The sequence below is a fragment of the Cytophaga sp. genome (assembly GCF_051961495.1).
GTDB lineage: Bacteria > Bacteroidota > Bacteroidia > Cytophagales > Cytophagaceae > Cytophaga.
Genome location: NZ_JBQCDF010000314.1, coordinates 1 through 17,613, shown reverse-complemented (window position 1 = coordinate 17,613; position 17,613 = coordinate 1). Strand labels below are relative to the sequence as shown.

Here is a 17,613-nt window from a genome sequence, read left to right as displayed (position 1 = left end):
TTACCCGGCTAACTACGGATTTATTCCGCGTACATACTGTGATGATAAAGATCCATTGGATGTATTGGTTATCTCTCAGGTCGAAGTTGTACCATTCTGTATTGTAAATGCAAAAGTAATCGGTGTGATGCGCATGCTTGACGGCGGTGAAAAAGATGATAAAATCATTGCTGTGGCTGCGGATGATATTTCAGTAAAACACTACAACGATATCAAAGAATTACCTCCGCATACAATCCTTGAGGTACAACGTTTCTTCGAAGACTACAAAAAACTTGAAAACAAGAAAGTTGTTGTTGAAGATTTCTTAGGAAGAGAAGAGGCTCTACGTATTGTAAACGAAAGCATCGAACTGTATAACGTTACTTTCAAAAAGTAATTATTAAAAGGTTAATCATTAATAAAGCCCGGCTAACATCAGTTAACCGGGCTCTTTATTTTTTACTTATTTTAATATTCAGGTTTTTCTTCATCCACAACACTCATACAGCGTTCTTTTATAAACACTGGTAAGGTATGCGGAGGAGTTTCAATACCTGCCCTGTCATATACAGGCATGTCATAAAAATCCCATACCTGTACAATTGCTTTTTCAGAAAGAAGAGCTTTTAACTGTGCTGTATATTTTTTTGTCGTTTTTACGGATGAAAGATATTTGATCATTTCCGGGTAGGAGACGTAGCATAAAACTTCTTCCTCGTATTGCGGATGTAATTCCGCAGGGATGATGATGCCGAAGGCAATGCCCGTGTTGCTTTCTTTTTTATTAATGATTTTATAACTGCTGGTTAAAGTATATTCAGTAAGCTGTTCGCTATGAATGTAGCGGTCTTCCATGGAAATTTTACTGATGTAGATGCTGTCTTTTTTCGCATTTCCAGTTTTATAAAAACGCTTTTTGTCTAACAGATATTCAACATCAGATCCGCTGCAAGGTTGTTGCAGTCTCACATCTTTATATGCATGCAATTTGTTTATCCGTATGCCCTCAATAATTGCACCGGAAATCTCCGCATTATGCAGCAGTTTGTTGAATGCATAATGTAATTCATAGCTTTCATTTTTAGTTTTTCCTGCCGGAGGAATTCTCTTATGTGTGGCATCAAAGTCTGTAATCAACGCTCCGGCCTGTTCATAATATAAATGTGCTAATGTATTATCATTGGTGGAATTGGTATAAGTGCCGGTATTGGCAATCATTGTAATGGTATCACCATAGGCAGAACGGATAACCATTTTATCGTATGCGATGTTTTGCCTGAGCAATGCTTCAACTAAAAGAAGCGAGTCTGATTCATTTGAACCGTTAAACCAATAGGTTTTCTGTGTTGCCAGTGCGTGCAATACTTCATCGTATGAGAAGGCAATAACAAAATCATTGTTAAAGGTTTTATAATGATTGCCAGGTAAGCCTAACAGCAACCAGTCATTGCGTAGTGATAAAGAAGATTCCGTTTTTGTAAATGTTTTTAAGACATGCAGATTTGTGAGCATGTATGTATCTGCACGCTTTACGGTGTATTCACCGTCTTGTTCATATTCAAAAATCAGGTGATCTCTAAACGTTTGCTCATCTATGGCTGTGAAGTAACCACTTTCGTGATAATTATACCCCAGTATTTTTTTACTCGTGTAAAGCTCTATTAATAATTCCGGCAGATGTGCTTTATAATAACCGCGGTTGCTTGTGTTGAGGATATTCGCAGTGCAGATGGCCTGCATGTAAGTTAATGTGGTATCCGTTGTTGAAGATATCGTTTTATCCGATTGCTGATTTGTCTGAATCAAACGTTGAATAACAGGAAGGTTTGATTCTGTATACGCAGCATTTTTATGCAGATTTGAAGCAGCAACAACTCGGTAATTTTTTATTGCATATCTATGCTCAGTCAATGCTTCTGCATAGCTTGATTTCATTGCCAGATTAAAAGGATGTACCCAGTAGCAGCTTTGTGTTTTTAAAAACGTAAAGCAATCTTTGGCTTTTACATATAAATAAAATGGCGTGTCTGTTTGGGGAATTGCAATGGCGATCCACTCAACAGGCAGGTCTTTTAATTGTGCAGGATTGTTGGTTAGTGCTTTGCGGTAGATGAGGATTTCAGCGCAGTGAAAGATCTCCGGAATGGAAAGCTCTGCATTGTGATCAGCGATCAATACCTGCAGCTTCTTTTTAAGAACAGAAATTTTTTGCAGAACCAAAGCCGGATTCTTGCCTGTTTGATATACCGGAATCTTTGCAGATTCAATGCCTTTCCAGATCAATGCAGCGAGATTGCAATCGGTGCAATATAAACCGGAATCTGTCTGGGCAGCAATCAATTTATCTGCTGTATTGTACGGATTGTAAAACGGATGATTCCATGCATTTCCCTTGTCAATCGACTCTTCCAGCATCCAGTTAGTTTGTGAAAAAGCAGAAATGGAAAATGTAAGTAACAGGAATAATATACCGGATATGCGAAGCATGAAATTTCTAACTCGTTTTTCTTTTAACACCTCTTACAGCTTCTGCGTTCCATGGATCTTCCGGCCAGGAGTGTTTTGGGTAGCGCATGCGTAGCTCTTTACGAACTTCCGGATAGGTATTGGCCCAGAAACTTTTTAAATCCTGTGTAACCTGTACAGGTTTATAACCGGGAGAAAGCAGATGGATCATCACTTTTGTTTTTCCTTCGTTTACCAGCGGGGTATCTGTCAAACCGAAGAGTTCCTGTAAACGCACAGATAGTATAGGAAAGCTGCCATCAGCTTTGTATTCCAGGGCAATGGATGAGCCGCTTGGCACATCCAGGTGTGTGGGTGCAAGTTTAGCAAGTATCTGCGATTGTTCCCAGGGAAGTATGGTATTTAAAACTTCAATCAATGGAATTTTTTTGAAGTCTTCCCGGCGTTTTACATTTTTAAGATAGAAGGGAAGCCATTCTTCAACCGTGCCGAGCAATTGTTCGGCACTTACATCCGGCCAGCTTTCCGTTGGTCGCCATTGCCTTAAAGAAAGGATGCGTGCCTGCCATTGTTCACAGGCTTCGTCCCAGTCAAAGATTTTGAGACCTTCCTTTCTGACCGCATCGCACAGGGCTTGGGTCCGCAGGGTTTCGTCGATGTCTTTTAATGGTTTGGATGAAACAACCAAACTGCCGATACGTGTTTCTTCCTGCTGCACTAGAATTCCTTTGCTCTCATCCCAGCGGATTCGTACCTGCTGTTCCATGCGGTCTGTAAGCAGAGTAGGATTTAAAGGTGCAGCCCAGTAAATACGTCCTTCACCAACACCGGCATCTGCATGCGCAACAGCCAGCCATTCTTCCTTTACCAATACATCGTTTTCATGCAGACGTATATTGCGGCTGTTGGCCATGCGGTAACGGGCTGTAGCGGGGTCAATCAGCCTGGCGATTCTTTCCGGATACGCAGCTGCAATCAGCATCCCGATAGCATCTGCATCAAATTCGTATTCGGAATGTTTTATATTAAATATTTTTCTCCAGGATTGTGTCGAACGTTCAATGCGTTCAAAGATGTGTTTGTCTCCCTGGTAGCGTTTGCCACTTCTCCAGGCACGCAAGGCTTCTATGCGTAAGGCAATATCTGCGCCGGCATGTTTGCCTAACGCATCACGTTCTTCGAGAATACAAACAAGATCAATTGCCAGTGGAAGTATATTATTTTCTTTTCCTTTGAGCAGTAAATGTGCCGTGCGCGGATGTGTCGGCAGGCTTGCCAATGCTTTACCTTCTTCCGTGATCGCATCATTTTTTAATGCCTGTAATTCCTGCAATAGGGTACGTGCCTGCTCAACAGCGCCTGTTGGCGGCACCGTGACCCAGGTCATGGACTGTATATTCTTCACGCCCCATTGTGCAAGCTCTAAAACCAAGGGGGCAAGGTCTGCTTCTGAAATTTCCGGTATACGCTGTGGCTTAAGATGATTGTGTGTGGCTTCCGGCCAAAGACGTATCGCTATACCCGGACCGAGCCTTCCTGCGCGTCCTGCACGCTGGTCGGCTGCATCCTGTGTAACCTTTACCGTTTCAAGCTTGGTCATGCCGCTGTTGGGATCAAACCTGGGCACGCGGGCAAGGCCGCTGTCTATAACAATTTTAATTCCTTCTATCGTAAGACTTGTTTCAGCAATGGAAGTAGCCAGTACAATTTTTCTCCGGCCATATACATCCGGGTTGATGGCTTCCTGCTGCGCAGAGAGACTTAATTCACCGTACAATGGCCGGATTGAAAGATCAGGATGTTGCTCGTTTAATGCATCTGCCGTTTGCTGGATCTCACGCACTCCGGGTAAAAAGACAAGTATATCACCTTGTTCTTCTTTAACAGCTTTATTGATTACCCGTGTTACTTCAGAACTTATCGGAGCATGGGTATCAATGTTTGTATAGCGTACATCAATCGGGTACTGCCGTCCTTTACTGGTAATGATGGGCGCATTTTCTAAGAGCGCAGACAACTGCTCTCCATCGAGCGTAGCCGACATAATCAGGATCCGCAGATCTTCACGCATGATCTGCTGTAAGTCTCTGCACAAGGCCAATGACAGGTCGCTATGCAGGCTGCGTTCATGGAATTCATCAAAAATAACCATGCCGATTCCTTCCAGGATACTGTCCTGCTGCAGGCGACGTGTTAAAATACCTTCAGTAACAACTTCAATACGTGTTTGTGCAGAAATCTTCTGGTCAAAACGTACGCGATAGCCGACAGTTTTTCCAACTTCTTCATTCAGCAGATCAGCCATACGTTGTGCAACGCTGCGTGCAGCCATCCGGCGGGGTTCAAGCAGAATAATTTTTTTATTACCCAGCCAGTCGGCCTTCAACAACTCAAGCGGCAGGATGGTACTTTTCCCCGCACCCGGCGGTGCCTGAAGAATAACAGTTGTTTGCAGAGATAAGGTATCTCTGATCTGATCAACAATTTCTGCAATCGGGTATTGATTCATTTGGCAAAGGTAAAAAACTGTTTGTCTACTGCGGAATTTTAATTGAAATAGTTATTCGTTCTGCTTACCGGTCAATGGTTTTATGCTAAATTGTAAATATATTCCGCTTGATATAGAATACCTTATGTCGGACAATAAAACATATACATTTACTGAGCATATTCTTTTCCCTTCAACACATCTAAATCCGGGGAAATTAAGAAAAGCGGTCGCAAACAAACGTATTCTGATTACCGGCGCCAGCTTTGGCATTGGAGAACAGCTTACATACATACTAGCACAAGCGCAGGCTAATTTGATTCTGGTTGCACGCAGTAAAGAGAAACTTGAAGGCGTGAAAAAGCAGGCAGAGCAATTGGGTGGGGAAGTGGAAGTATTTACGGCTGATCTGACAAACGAAACAGAGTTGGAAGCATTAATAAACAAATTGAAAAATGATGATACAGGCATTGATATTTTTATAAGCAATGCAGGAAAATCAATTCGAAGATCTGTATTTGATTCACTGAATCGTTTTCATGATTCTACAAGAACCATGGCGTTGAATTATTTTGCTCCTGTGAAACTATCGCTGGCTTTAATTCCCCGATTGATAAAACAGCAGGGGCAGATCATTACGATTTCAGCAGCGAATGTGCTACTCATACCTGCACCTAAATGGCATGCCTACCAGGCATCGAAAGTTGCGTTTGATCAGTGGCTGCGGGCTGCATCGCCTGAATTGCGTGAGAAACGGGTTGCGGTATCCCATGTTTATCTGCCGCTTGTGAAAACCCGCATGATAGAACCAACAGAAGCTTATAAAAATTTTCCTGCCATGAGTGCTGATCATGCCGCAAAGATTATTTGCAAATGCATTGTAAACCGTCAACGGAAATTTAAACCCTGGTGGCTGATCTTTGGTGAGATTGGAAGTGTATTATTTAGATCACCAATTGAATTTTTTATGAAAAACACCAATACGAAATAGTATGTATTATTTAGTTCAAACATTGATCCGCATAAAACTGCTTACATTTAGAAGTCTGTATTATTTTTTACAATCGTTCTTGAAAGATGGGTTTAATCTGTTGGCATTGTTGCGCTACGTATACAAGACATATCCTGGATCGGTGGCGTTGAATTTTTCCGATAAAGAACTTACATACCAACAGTTATATGATGAATGCTATCATGTAGCCTATGTTTTACAGAAAGAATTCGCTTTGCAGAAAAAAAACAATGTTGCTGTTCTATGTAAGAACCACCAGACATGTGTACAATCCATTATTGCTTTATCTGCGTTGGGTGTAGATATTTATTTGTTGAATGCAGAAATGAGTAGTGCACAGTTAGCAAAAATTGTTCAACAGCATACTTTTGATTTGGTGATTTATGATGCAGAAAAAGAAAACGATGTACAGCAGCCAATTATAACGAGAAAAGTTTCAGTGCCGGCTTTAATGCAACTTACAGAAAAACATTCCATTGAAAATGAATATGCTGTTAGTAAAAAAATCAAGACTGTAAAAGCAGGCAAAGTGATTGTACTTACAGGTGGTTCAAGCGGAAATTATAAAACGGCTGCCCGTAATGCTTCGATCTTAAATTTCTCACATCCACTGGCAGAGCTGCTAACCAAGCTGAAGATCCATGTATATCGTTCGGTTTATATAGCAACACCTATATATCATGGCTATGGTTTTTCTGCCTTGGTTACGTCATTGGTTTTAGGTAAAAAGATTTTTTTACGGGAAAAAATTTCTACGAGCGAAGCTGCTGCATTGATACAGAAATATGAAATAGAAGTGTTGATTTTGGTGCCTGTTATATTACAGCGCTTGCTGTACGTTGATGCGGTTGTTTTTAAACAGGTGCAATGTATCCTTTCAGGCGGAGCTCCGATTGATCGTTTGCTGGTGATGAAAACAATGTCAACTGCAGACAACAAGCTGTTTAATTTATACGGTTCATCTGAAGCGGGTTTCTCTGTATTAGCGACACCTGCAGATCTGCAGCAACATCCGGATTCCATAGGCAAACCGATTCATGGCGTTGAGGTGAAAATTATAAACAACGGACAAGAAGTGTCGGATTATGAAACGGGAATGATTTTTATCCGATGCAACTGGACCGCAGACAATCATGCGCAACAATGGGTTGGAACAGGCGATCTGGGTTTTAAAAACGAGCAAGGCTATATTTTCTTAAAAGGCCGCAAGGATAATATGATTGTTTCTGGAGGCGAGAATGTATATCCGGAGGAAGTAGAATCTGTTTTGTATCAACATGAGCAGATTCTGCAGGCATTTGTTATTGGCGTTCCTGATGAGTTGTACGGACAACGCCTAAAGGTTTTTGCCGTTAAAAAAGATCATGCAGATTTGTCTGAAGATGCGTTTATGGATTGGCTGCGTAATAAAGTGGCACGCTACCAGATGCCGGTGCAGATCGTTTTTGTCGAAACCATACCCATGCTGGAAACAGGTAAAGTAAATACGCAGGAATTATTTAAATATTAATCGGCTATATGAATCAAACATTTCTTCAACAAATCATTTTTATATGTGGTTTGCTGCACATTGCATTAAGTATCGGCAGCAGTGTTATTCCTAAAGTACTGCAATGGAATAGCGCATTGCAAAACGTGCAGCCGCTGATCCGACAGATATTCTGGACATATGCTGCATACATTCTGGTAATCAATCTCTGCTTTGGACTGGTCTCCATCTGGGGGACAAAGGAACTGACCGATCATTCCTTTTTAGCAACATGCATAACCTTATTTATAAGCGCGTATTGGCTCACACGTATCGGTATTCAGTTTTTTTATTTTGATACCAGTCAGGCCCCGAAAGGATTCATCTTTACTTTAGGGGAGATCGCTTTGGTTGCATTATTCGTATTATTTACGGCTGTTTATTTTCTTGCATTCTTATATAACAACTCATGGATTTGATTTTAGTTTTATTAATTGGCTGGGCGCTGTTTCTTTTAGTGATTGGTTATTTGTTGCCATTGGTGAAAAATATTCATAAGGCGAGAATCATTGGCTGGCTGGTTGTGATCAGTACAGCAATTTTTTCTGTTCTGCTTACTGCATCTCAATCGCCTACATATAGAATGATTGCTATTGCGTCTTTACAGCTCCTGTCCATGAAGGTTATTGTCATGGTAGAATCATACAGAAGTAATAATGGATTGAATGTATTGCAATGGCTGGTTTTTTCGCTTGGCTGGTTCGGTATGCGTCCGCAGTTGTTTGAAGCGTTTCCTTCTAAACCCTTAAACGGAGTAATGCCATTTATATGGAAAGGCTTCAGCAGAATCATTATCGGCATTATACTTTTAATGCTTTCCGTGTATCTTCAGAAACAATATTCAAGCGTTTATTTTTTTAATCAACTTGTCATGCTGGTCGGTTTAAGTTTCATATTGCATTTTGGAATTTTAAACCTGAGTACCGCTTCCTGGCGTTTTTCCGGTGTAGATGTGAAAGAACTTTTTCGTTCGCCCTATAAGGCAACGTCTTTGAAAGAATTTTGGGGCAAGCGCTGGAACATGGCTTTTTCAGAGATGACAGCCATTGCGGTTTATAAACCATTGAAATTCTATTATGGAATTTCGGCTGCCATGATCGCATCTTTTCTGGTATCCGGACTTCTGCATGAAATTGCGATTTCATTCCCGGTTAAAACAGGCTATGGATTACCTTTTTTATATTTTGTGCTGCATGGGTTCGCCATGTATGCAGAAGATAAGTCGGCTGCTGTAAAACGAATAACCGCTCATTCAGTATTTTCGCATGTGTGGGTGTTTGCCTGGCTAATGCTGCCGATGCCTTTGTTGTTTCACCACACATTTATTGTTGAAGTGGCACAGCCATTAAGAGATTTTATATTATCAATCATAGGGCTTTAACATATAAAATCCAGGATTTATTCATCCCTCGGGACGAATCATACGTTTATAAGAATAACTATTTTTTGAGTATATTCATATAACCGTAAACCATACAGCTATGAAACGTTTATTCAGTATTATATCTCTCTTGTTAATTACTACCTCGGCCTTTGCACAGGCTGATAAAATTCTGGGCACATGGCTTTCCGCAGACAAGAAAGCGCATGTTGAAATTTATAAAAATACGAATGGTGCCTATTATGGCAAGATCATCTGGCTGGCAGAACCTAATGATCCTGCTACCGGCAAACCAAAAGTAGATGCTAAAAATCCCGATGCATCCAAACGTAACAATCCCTTACTGGGCTCATTGACTTTCATAAATTTCACTTACAAAGATGGAGAATATACCGGTGGTAAAATTTACGATTGCCGTGATGGGAAAACATATACGGGTAAGCTGTGGCTCAATACAGACGGCACGCTCAGCATGCGCGGCTATATTGGCATCTTCTATAGTACCGAGACCTGGACCCGGATAAAATAATTTAAAAAAGGGAGCTGCTAGCACAGCTCTCTTTTTTATTATATATCCATTTTAAAAATTAACTTGCTACATGAGCAAACCATATCAGGATCCGTTTCGCTATCCCCGCAAAAGCCGCACAGGTAATCTTCTAAATAGGCTGCTGAATAATCTCCTTTTCATAAAACTGAAACGTATACTTTTTTATCCCTTTAGTAAAACAACATTAACAAGTGATGTTACAAATGTTGTTTATCTGAACTGGCTTGTTCCCTTTAAAAAAATAGAACATTTTGTCCCTCCGCATATACGGCTAAAGATGTATGGTGATCATGTATTGTTTACGATTCTTACCTATAAACACGGAAAATTCGGACCGGCATTTCTAAAATTCTTTAAAAAAATCATGGGCTCGCCCTTACAAAGCAACTGGCGCTTTTATATAGAAAACAACAGTGACTTCGGAGTGCAGGAACCTGCTATATTTTTTATTAAGAATTGTATTGACGAACGCGCCTATGCATTGGGCAGCCGTGTCTGCAGCAACATTCTGCTGACAGATCTGCCGGATACATTTGAACATAAATTTGAGAACGGTCATTTTTCTACACACATCGAACCGGGTTTAAGCAACGCGCCGGATCTGTTTGTTCGTGTAAAATCCTCAGACGCTGCGGCAATACCTGAAAATTTCAAAAGATTGTTTCCGGATACACAAGCCTTGATCCGCATGCTCTGCGAACAGGACTTCGCTGTTGCAGCACAACCGGATAAGGATGTATATGCGGTTGCGCAGATTAAGCTCGTGTTTGATGCTCAAACCATACAACTGCTGGAAGTGCTGGAGTATAAAAGCTCCTGGCTTGATACTATTGTCAGTGACTCACCTTGCTTTGCGTTTGTTATTCCGGAGCTGCATTTTACATCCTTGAAAGACACATTAAAAACCCTGAGATAAATATGAATATTATTGATTTCCTGATCGGACTCTTTCTTGCCAATGCTATGCCTCATTTTATACTAGGTATAACCAGAACAAAGTTTCTCGGTCCATTTGGATTCAGTCCGGAAGGCAATATTGTTTATGCTGTCATTCAGTTTGTCATAAGCCTGGTATTGATTCACATGCAATATGGCTTAAGTATTATTTTTGAAAACGGAATATTGCTGGGAAGTATTCTTGTAATGACCATGTTCTTTATATTTGGAAAAGCGGTATTACGTTTTTATAACAGAGATTCTCCCGGTAAATATTGATTGTAGAATGACGTTAAAATAAATCCGGCCGGACCTGAATTTGCTACGATGGATTTTGGTTTAGAACCTTTTTAGCTCTTGGTGGAGTAAGAACTTACAACTGTAATTCTTAAAATATGCAGCCTATTACTTAAAACACCTTCGCTTCAGGCATTAAGCGTTCAGCTTTTTTGCTTTCATGTAGGAAAACCCTGCTTTACAAACCGAATAGATTAGATGTGAAGCCAAATCTTTTTTGTACCTTTGTTGATTACGAGTTCAAATGAGTCACACAGAAACACATAAAGCGGGGTTTGTCAGCATTGTAGGCAGACCAAATGCCGGCAAATCAACATTAATGAATTGCCTGGTAGGGGAGCGCTTATCTATTATCACGCCCAAGGCCCAGACTACCCGCCACCGGGTAATGGGTATCATAAATGATCCTGAATTTCAAATCGTCTATTCAGACACCCCGGGTGTTATAGAGCCGAAATACGAATTACAGAAATCGATGATGCGTTTTGTAGACTTCTCACTGGAAGACGCAGACATGATCCTGTGGGTACTGGATGTAAAAGATCCGGAAGACCATTCGCTGGTATTGCAGCGCCTGGGCAACGTGGAAGTACCGGTATTACTGGTTTTGAACAAAATCGATCTGTCCACGCAGGAAGAAATCGATGCGCTGGTTGAAAAATGGAAGTTGGAGTTTCCGAAAGCAGATTCTATTCTGGCTGTATCAGCATTGACCAACTTCAATTCAGACATGGTGCTGAAATGGGTGCTGTCGCATCTGCCGTTACATCCGCCGTATTACGATAAAGACGAATTAACTGATAAGCCGGAACGTTTCTTCGCATCGGAAATTTTCAGGGAAAAAATATTTAAAAATTACAGCAAAGAAATTCCGTACAGTTCGGAAGTAATGATCGAGTCCTTTAAAGACCAGAAGGATTTGCTGCGCATACAGGCTGTAATCATTGTAGAGCGCGATTCACAAAAGGGAATAATCATTGGACAAGGTGGTGAGGCCTTGAAACGCACGGCGACCCAGGCCCGCAAATCCATGGAAGAGTTCTTTGGCAAAAAAGTTTTTCTCGAAACATTTGTAAAAGTTGAGCCAGACTGGAGAAGTAAAGAATTTTATTTACGTCAGTTCGGGTATAAATTAGATTAATCAGAATATGTCAAATATAGTAGCCATAGTTGGAAGACCCAACGTTGGCAAATCAACACTTTTCAATCGTTTGGTAGGTGCCCGTGTCGCCATTATGGACGATGAAAGCGGCGTGACCAGAGACCGTCATTACGGTGAAGCCGAATGGTGCGGTAAGTTCTTTACCGTTATTGATACAGGTGGTTATGTAACCGGCTCTGACGATATTTTCGAAGGGGAGATCAGGGAGCAGGTGGATATTGCCATTGAAGAAGCAGACGTGGTATTGTTTGTAGTAGATTCAGAGGTTGGCGTGCACCACCTTGATCAGGAGTTTGCCAATAAAATAAGGCGTTCCAAAAAACCGGTATTGCTGGTTGCCAATAAATCCGATAACAACAAGCGTTTGCACATGAGTGCTGAGTTCTATGAACTGGGCATGGGTGAAGTATGGCCGATCTCTTCCCAAAACGGAACAGGTACAGGCGAATTGCTGGATGAAATTGTTTCGCACTTTAAAGACGAAGGCGAAGAAGATCCGAATAAGGGTATTCCGAGAATTGCCGTACTTGGTCGCCCGAATGCCGGTAAGTCTTCTTATGTGAATGCACTGCTTGGTACCAACCGCAGTATTGTTACCGACATGGCGGGCACAACAAGAGATCCGATCACTTCACATTACAATGTGTTCGGACAGGAGTTTATCTTTGTTGATACAGCGGGTATCCGTAAAAAATCGAAGATCAAGGAAGATGTAGAGTATTACTCGATCCTGAGATCTGTAAAAGCCCTGGAAGAATCTGATGTATGCGTGATCATGATCGATGCCCAGCGCGGTATCGAATCACAGGACATGAACATCATCTGGATGGCACACAATAATAAGAAAGGAATTGTGATCCTGGTAAACAAATGGGATCTGATTGAAAAGGACTCCAAGACTGCACAGGTGTTTCAGGAGAATATCCGCAATGCCCTGAAGCCGATCGATTACCCGTTGATCATGTTTATTTCCGTGTTGAACAAGCAGCGTCTGTTCCAGTCGGTAGAAGCCATCATGCGCGTATACGACAACCGTGGCAAGCGTATTCCGACTTCTGAATTGAACGATAAGATTCTTCCGGAAATTGATTACAATCCACCGCCGGCAATGAAGCAGAAATACGTGAAGATAAAATATGTGACCCAGTTGCCTACAAAATCACCTACTTTTGCATTCTTCTGTAACCTGCCGCAATATGTAGGGGAGTCGTATACCCGTTTCCTGGAGCACAAAATCAGGGGATACTTTGATTTTGAAGGAGTTCCGGTCTCAATCGTGTATAGAAAGAAGTAAAGGATTCAATTATTCATAGGTAATATTGAAATATTCTCTAAATATTTCATTTTAGTTAAAAAAAATGAGGACAAACCTTGGATAATTGAAAAAAGTATTAAATTTGTATCCGAAAATAAACTATAAATTATTACAATCATGACAAAAGTATTCGCATTATTATCTGTAGCTGCAGTATTAGCATTCGCTTCTTGCGCTGAAAAAACAACTGACGCTGTTTCTGGTGATTCAACAACAACTTCAGTACCTGCAGAAGATACTACTACTAAAGTTGAAGCTCCTAAGGCTGATTCAGTTAAAGCTGATTCAGTTCCAACTACAGCTCCAGCTGAAGCTCCAAAAGCTCACTAATTCACCGGACCTTGTGTCCAATGAATTTCAGAACAAACCGCTCCATGAGTGGTTTTTTCTTTTTTATATACTTCGTACCTTAGGGCATGCGTTCCACCCCGGATATACTTCGCGCCCATTTACCGCTTGCAGCAATAGATTATTCCATAGAGCTCTGGCGCCTCGGCCGATTTTATTTTAAAGTAAGCCGCGATCGGGAAACCAAGCTGGGCGATTATACTTTCGACCCCAGGACAAAGAAGCATACCATTACCGTCAATAAAGGACTGAATCAATATTCGTTTCTGGTGACATACCTGCATGAAGTGGCACACCTTGTTACCACGATCCGACACGGTTTATCCGTGAAACCCCATGGCGAAGAATGGCAGTCGGCTTTTAAAGAAGTGATGTACCCGATCCTGAAACCGGAGGTGTTTCCGGAAGATGTGCTGCTGGCCCTGCATCTGCACATGTTTAACGAACCATCCGCATCTTCATGCGGAGACGTTGCACTCATGAAAGTGCTGGGTAGATACGACAGGGATGCCGATGAATACACATTCCTCGAAGATCTGAAAGTCGGAGATGTGTTCTACATTAAAAACGATTCTTTCAGAATTGAAGAATTTAAAACCAAACGCGCGCTTTGTATTCAATTGAGCTCCGGCAGGAAATACAGCGTTGCCAAAGCAATGAAAGTGAAGAAGACTGATAATAACGATACAAGTGGTTGGTAGTTTAAGTGTAACAGTCTTAATAACGTAATTTGAAAACATATACACTTAAACGTACCGAACCACGGCCTATTTTGTAACGGCTGAAAATAGGCCGTGGTTCGGTACGTTTACGCAGCAGGATTATATTAGTAAGAAAATATTTATTTGCGTAAACTACCAACCACTTTAGTCAATTTTATTTATGAAAAAAGTTTTGATCCTTTTCGCGCATCCGCGGATGGAGAAGTCCAGGGCAAATGCACTTTTGTTGAAACAGATTCCTACAGCAGATAATATAACTTTTCATGATCTGTATGAATTGTATCCTGATTTTAATATAGATGTTGAAGCAGAAAAAAAACTATTGCTTGAACATGATATCATCATCCTGCAACACCCGTTTTATTGGTACAGCTGTCCGCCTTTGATGAAACAATGGATCGACATGGTACTTGAATTCGGATGGGCTTATGGTCCGGGAGGTACAGCGTTGAGGGATAAAATCATGTTCAATGCAATTACTACCGGCGGGGCAAGTACAGCTTACAGATCTGAAGGACATAATCGTTTCACGATACAGGAGTATTTACGTCCGTTTGAGCAGACAGCCTATCTGTGTAAAATGATTTACTTCCCGCCGTTCCTCGTGCAAGGAACACATCGTATCACAGATGAAGATCTTTGGAGAATGTCTGAACAGTATCTGATATTATTGACGAAGATGTCGCAAGGAAATTTTACTGAATCGCATATCAGGCAGATCGATTATTTAAATGAAATCTGCGTGAAATCAATATAGCATACAATTATGGAAAACAGTTTATTGTTTCAAACAGTTATTTATTTAAGCGCATCGGTAGTATGTGTACCTATTGCAAAGCGTTTTGCAATGGGCTCTGTATTAGGTTACCTGTTGGCGGGTATGCTGATCGGCCCTTTTGTATTAGGCTTTGTGGGAAAGGAAGGTAAAGCAGTGATGCATTTTGCAGAATTCGGGGTGGTGATGATGCTCTTCATGATCGGGCTGGAACTGAATCCGGCCCATCTCTGGAAAATTCGTAAGCAAATTGTAGGTGTTGGTTTGTCGCAAGTGCTGATCACTTCTGCAGCGGTGATGGGTATTGGAATGGCAGCAGGTTTGGCTTGGCAAAGCTCGTTGGCAATTGGCTTTGCATTTGCGATGTCGTCGACAGCCATTGTCTTACAAACATTAAAAGAAAAAGGTCTGATGCTGACACCAGCCGGACAATCATCTTTTTCCGTGTTGCTGTTTCAGGACGTTTCCGTGATTCCTATTCTTGCTATTTTACCTTTGCTGGTATTCATGCCCGGCGCTGCATCAGAAGTACATAGCGGCGGCGCTATTGATGATTTGCCGAACTGGCTGCAGACAATTATTGTGTTTGCGTCTGTAGGTGCAGTAGTGCTGCTTGGCAGATATGCGATTGTACCACTGTTGCGGTTGATCACAAAAACTCATATGCGTGAATTGTTTACAGCAAGTGCGTTATTGATTGTTGCCGGTATTACACTGCTGATGCTGAGAGTAGGACTTAGTCCGGCTTTAGGTACGTTTCTCGCCGGCGTTATTCTGGCTAACAGTGAGTTCAAACATGAACTTGAATCGGATCTGGAACCATTCAAAGGATTATTCCTGGGTTTGTTTTTTATTGCTGTAGGTGCATCGATCGATTTCAGATTGGTGTATGAAAAATGGGTGAATATTGCCTTGATCACTTTTAGTATAGTTGCTGTAAAAGCACTGATATTATTTCTGATTGGAAAGAAAGCGAAATTATCTCTCGACCAGAATCTGATTTTTGCCATTGGCTTATCACAAATAGGAGAGTTTGCTTTTGTACTGTTTTCATTTATCGGAGCACATAATATTTTAACACCGGCACAAACAGACATGATGCTTGCCGTAACAGCGCTAAGCATGACCAGTACACCGCTGCTGATGATTGTAGCAGATAAGTGGATCTTACCAAGGATTGTAGACGGGAAAAATAAAAAGTTTGAAAAAGAAGCCGATGAAGTAGATGAGCGGAACGATGTATTACTTGTCGGTTTTGGTCATTTCGGAACTACGATCGCGCGCTTCCTTCGGGCCAATGGTATTGTTGCAACTGTACTTGATAATAATTCAGACCAGGTAGATCTGTTACGGAAAATGGGCTTTAAAGTATTTTATGGAGATGGCTCGCGTGCTGATATCTTAGAGGCTGCCGGTGCAGCAACTGCTAAAATACTTATTATCGCAATTGATTCTCCTGAGTTGAACCTGGCAATTGTGAAAACCGTAAAGAAACATTTTCCTAACCTGGAGATCATGGTACGCTCTAAAAACCGGATGGATACCTACGACCTGCTGGATGAGGATATTCATAATATTTACCGGGAGCACCTCGATACCTCTGTTCGATTGGGAGTTGATGTGATGAAAAAGTTGGGGTATAGAACATATTCTGCATTCCGTGCCGGACAGAATTTTATCAAATATGATGAAGCAGCTTTACTAACATTGTCGAAAAACCGGAAGGATATGAAAGTATACATATCTGCTGTGCGCGAACAGATTGCTTTGCAGGAAGAGTTGCTGCAAAACGACAGCCAGATTGTTCCTTCTAAAAATGATCATGCCTGGGATAGTAAAGATATGCGCGAAAAAATTCTGGAATTGGACACCAAAAAATAAGGATAAAGTATTGCCCACGATTAATCACTTTCCTACCTTTATTAAAACACAAACCTTTTTAAAAATGAAACAGTTTTTATTATTCATGTCACTGATTTGTTCGATGGTGCTTGCAGGATGTTCATCAACAACGATGCAAAGCAGCTGGAAGGCTCCTGGAGCAAGCTATACAAAAGAACAATTTAAAAAAGTAATGGTAGTTGCGCTTTTTAAAGATGAAACAACAAGGAGAATTGCTGAAGATAAAATAGCTGCAAAAAATCCTGCATTCCACGCTTCATATACATCTCTTGGTCCGGATCAGCAAAATATGGATGAAGCAACATTTAAAGAATTTGTAAAGAAAGATGGCTATGACGCTGTATTGACATTACATTTGGTTGATGTACAAAGCAGCACTTCTTATGTACCTGGCACTTATCAGGGCGGCTACTATGGCTGGTACGGTATGAACTATGGTGGATTCTATTCTCCGGGATATTACACGGAAGATAAAAATTACATCATCGAAACAAACGTGTTTTCTGTTTCACAGGATAAACTGCTTTGGTCTGGCATTACATCTACCTTAAATCCAACAAACATTAACAGAACCATTGATGAAGTGTGGGATGCGGTTATCACAAGAATGAAAAAAGAAAAATTTCTTGTTGTAGAACCCATTCAGAAGTAATTTACTTCATCTCAATAACTGAATAAAATTCCAAAATCCAAATAACAAATTCCAAACTGCTGATAATACTATCGGTTTGGAATTTGTTATTTGGGTT

The 17,613-nt window shown here is 41.0% G+C and carries 17 protein-coding genes; 15 read left to right on the top strand and 2 right to left on the bottom strand.

Annotated features, from left to right (window positions below; translation table 11 throughout):
* A partial coding sequence (locus ACTHJT_RS17265) for an inorganic diphosphatase (RefSeq protein ID WP_440240525.1) occupies window positions 1-379 on the top strand: 379 nt, incomplete at its 5' end.
* Between the two features lie 71 nt (window positions 380-450).
* On the opposite strand, the gene ACTHJT_RS17260 is transcribed toward ACTHJT_RS17265, so the two are convergent.
* Together ACTHJT_RS17260 and hrpB are read right to left on the bottom strand one after the other, a co-directional pair.
* Entirely contained in the window at window positions 451-2,469 is a 2,019-nt protein-coding gene (locus tag ACTHJT_RS17260; RefSeq protein WP_440240523.1) for a hypothetical protein, read from the bottom strand.
* 7 nt (window positions 2,470-2,476) lie between these two features.
* Entirely contained in the window at window positions 2,477-4,957 is a 2,481-nt protein-coding gene (hrpB, locus tag ACTHJT_RS17255) for an ATP-dependent helicase HrpB (protein ID WP_440240521.1), read from the bottom strand.
* A gap of 124 nt (window positions 4,958-5,081) precedes the next feature.
* On the opposite strand from hrpB, the gene ACTHJT_RS17250 reads away from it, so the two are divergent.
* The 14 genes from ACTHJT_RS17250 to ACTHJT_RS17185 all read left to right on the top strand — a co-directional run bounded on the left by ACTHJT_RS17250 (window position 5,082) and on the right by ACTHJT_RS17185 (window position 17,516).
* Window positions 5,082-5,927, top strand: coding sequence for an SDR family NAD(P)-dependent oxidoreductase (locus ACTHJT_RS17250; protein ID WP_440240519.1), 846 nt, complete (start codon window positions 5,082-5,084; stop codon window positions 5,925-5,927).
* 1 nt (window position 5,928) lies between these two features.
* Window positions 5,929-7,458 (top strand): AMP-binding protein, encoded by a 1,530-nt coding sequence (locus ACTHJT_RS17245; RefSeq protein ID WP_440240517.1) that lies wholly within the window; start codon window positions 5,929-5,931, stop codon window positions 7,456-7,458.
* Between the two features lie 8 nt (window positions 7,459-7,466).
* Window positions 7,467-7,895: a hypothetical protein gene (locus tag ACTHJT_RS17240; RefSeq protein ID WP_440240515.1), complete on the top strand. Its 429-nt coding sequence runs from the start codon at window positions 7,467-7,469 to the stop codon at window positions 7,893-7,895.
* A complete protein-coding gene (locus ACTHJT_RS17235; protein WP_440240513.1) occupies window positions 7,886-8,857 on the top strand; it encodes a wax synthase family protein in 972 nt (323 codons plus the stop codon). Before ACTHJT_RS17240 ends, ACTHJT_RS17235 begins: the two co-directional genes overlap by 10 nt.
* A 100-nt stretch (window positions 8,858-8,957) precedes the next feature.
* Window positions 8,958-9,386, top strand: a complete 429-nt coding sequence (locus ACTHJT_RS17230) for a DUF2147 domain-containing protein (RefSeq protein ID WP_440240511.1) — start codon at window positions 8,958-8,960, stop codon at window positions 9,384-9,386.
* Between the two features lie 70 nt (window positions 9,387-9,456).
* Complete coding sequence (locus ACTHJT_RS17225) at window positions 9,457-10,323, top strand: hypothetical protein (protein WP_440240509.1); 867 nt, start codon at window positions 9,457-9,459, stop codon at window positions 10,321-10,323.
* Between the two features lie 2 nt (window positions 10,324-10,325).
* Complete coding sequence (locus tag ACTHJT_RS17220; RefSeq protein WP_440240507.1) at window positions 10,326-10,622, top strand: hypothetical protein; 297 nt, start codon at window positions 10,326-10,328, stop codon at window positions 10,620-10,622.
* 262 nt (window positions 10,623-10,884) lie between these two features.
* Complete coding sequence (era, locus tag ACTHJT_RS17215; protein WP_440240505.1) at window positions 10,885-11,781, top strand: GTPase Era; 897 nt, start codon at window positions 10,885-10,887, stop codon at window positions 11,779-11,781.
* 7 nt (window positions 11,782-11,788) lie between these two features.
* On the top strand, window positions 11,789-13,096 hold the full coding sequence (der, locus tag ACTHJT_RS17210; RefSeq protein WP_440240503.1) for a ribosome biogenesis GTPase Der: 1,308 nt from the start codon (window positions 11,789-11,791) through the stop codon (window positions 13,094-13,096).
* Between the two features lie 138 nt (window positions 13,097-13,234).
* Entirely contained in the window at window positions 13,235-13,447 is a 213-nt protein-coding gene (locus ACTHJT_RS17205) for a hypothetical protein (RefSeq protein ID WP_440240501.1), read from the top strand.
* 86 nt (window positions 13,448-13,533) lie between these two features.
* Window positions 13,534-14,166 carry a SprT-like domain-containing protein gene (locus ACTHJT_RS17200; RefSeq protein ID WP_440240499.1) on the top strand — a complete coding sequence of 211 codons (633 nt, stop codon included), beginning with the start codon at window positions 13,534-13,536 and terminating at the stop codon, window positions 14,164-14,166.
* Between the two features lie 181 nt (window positions 14,167-14,347).
* The gene (locus tag ACTHJT_RS17195) at window positions 14,348-14,944 is read left to right on the top strand and encodes an NAD(P)H-dependent oxidoreductase (protein WP_440240497.1); all 597 of its coding nucleotides are present in this window, start codon (window positions 14,348-14,350) and stop codon (window positions 14,942-14,944) included.
* A gap of 9 nt (window positions 14,945-14,953) precedes the next feature.
* Window positions 14,954-16,843, top strand: a complete 1,890-nt coding sequence (locus ACTHJT_RS17190; protein WP_440240495.1) for a monovalent cation:proton antiporter-2 (CPA2) family protein — start codon at window positions 14,954-14,956, stop codon at window positions 16,841-16,843.
* A 64-nt stretch (window positions 16,844-16,907) separates the two neighbouring features.
* On the top strand, window positions 16,908-17,516 hold the full coding sequence (locus ACTHJT_RS17185; protein WP_440240494.1) for a hypothetical protein: 609 nt from the start codon (window positions 16,908-16,910) through the stop codon (window positions 17,514-17,516).
* Window positions 17,517-17,613: the final 97 nt, after the last annotated feature.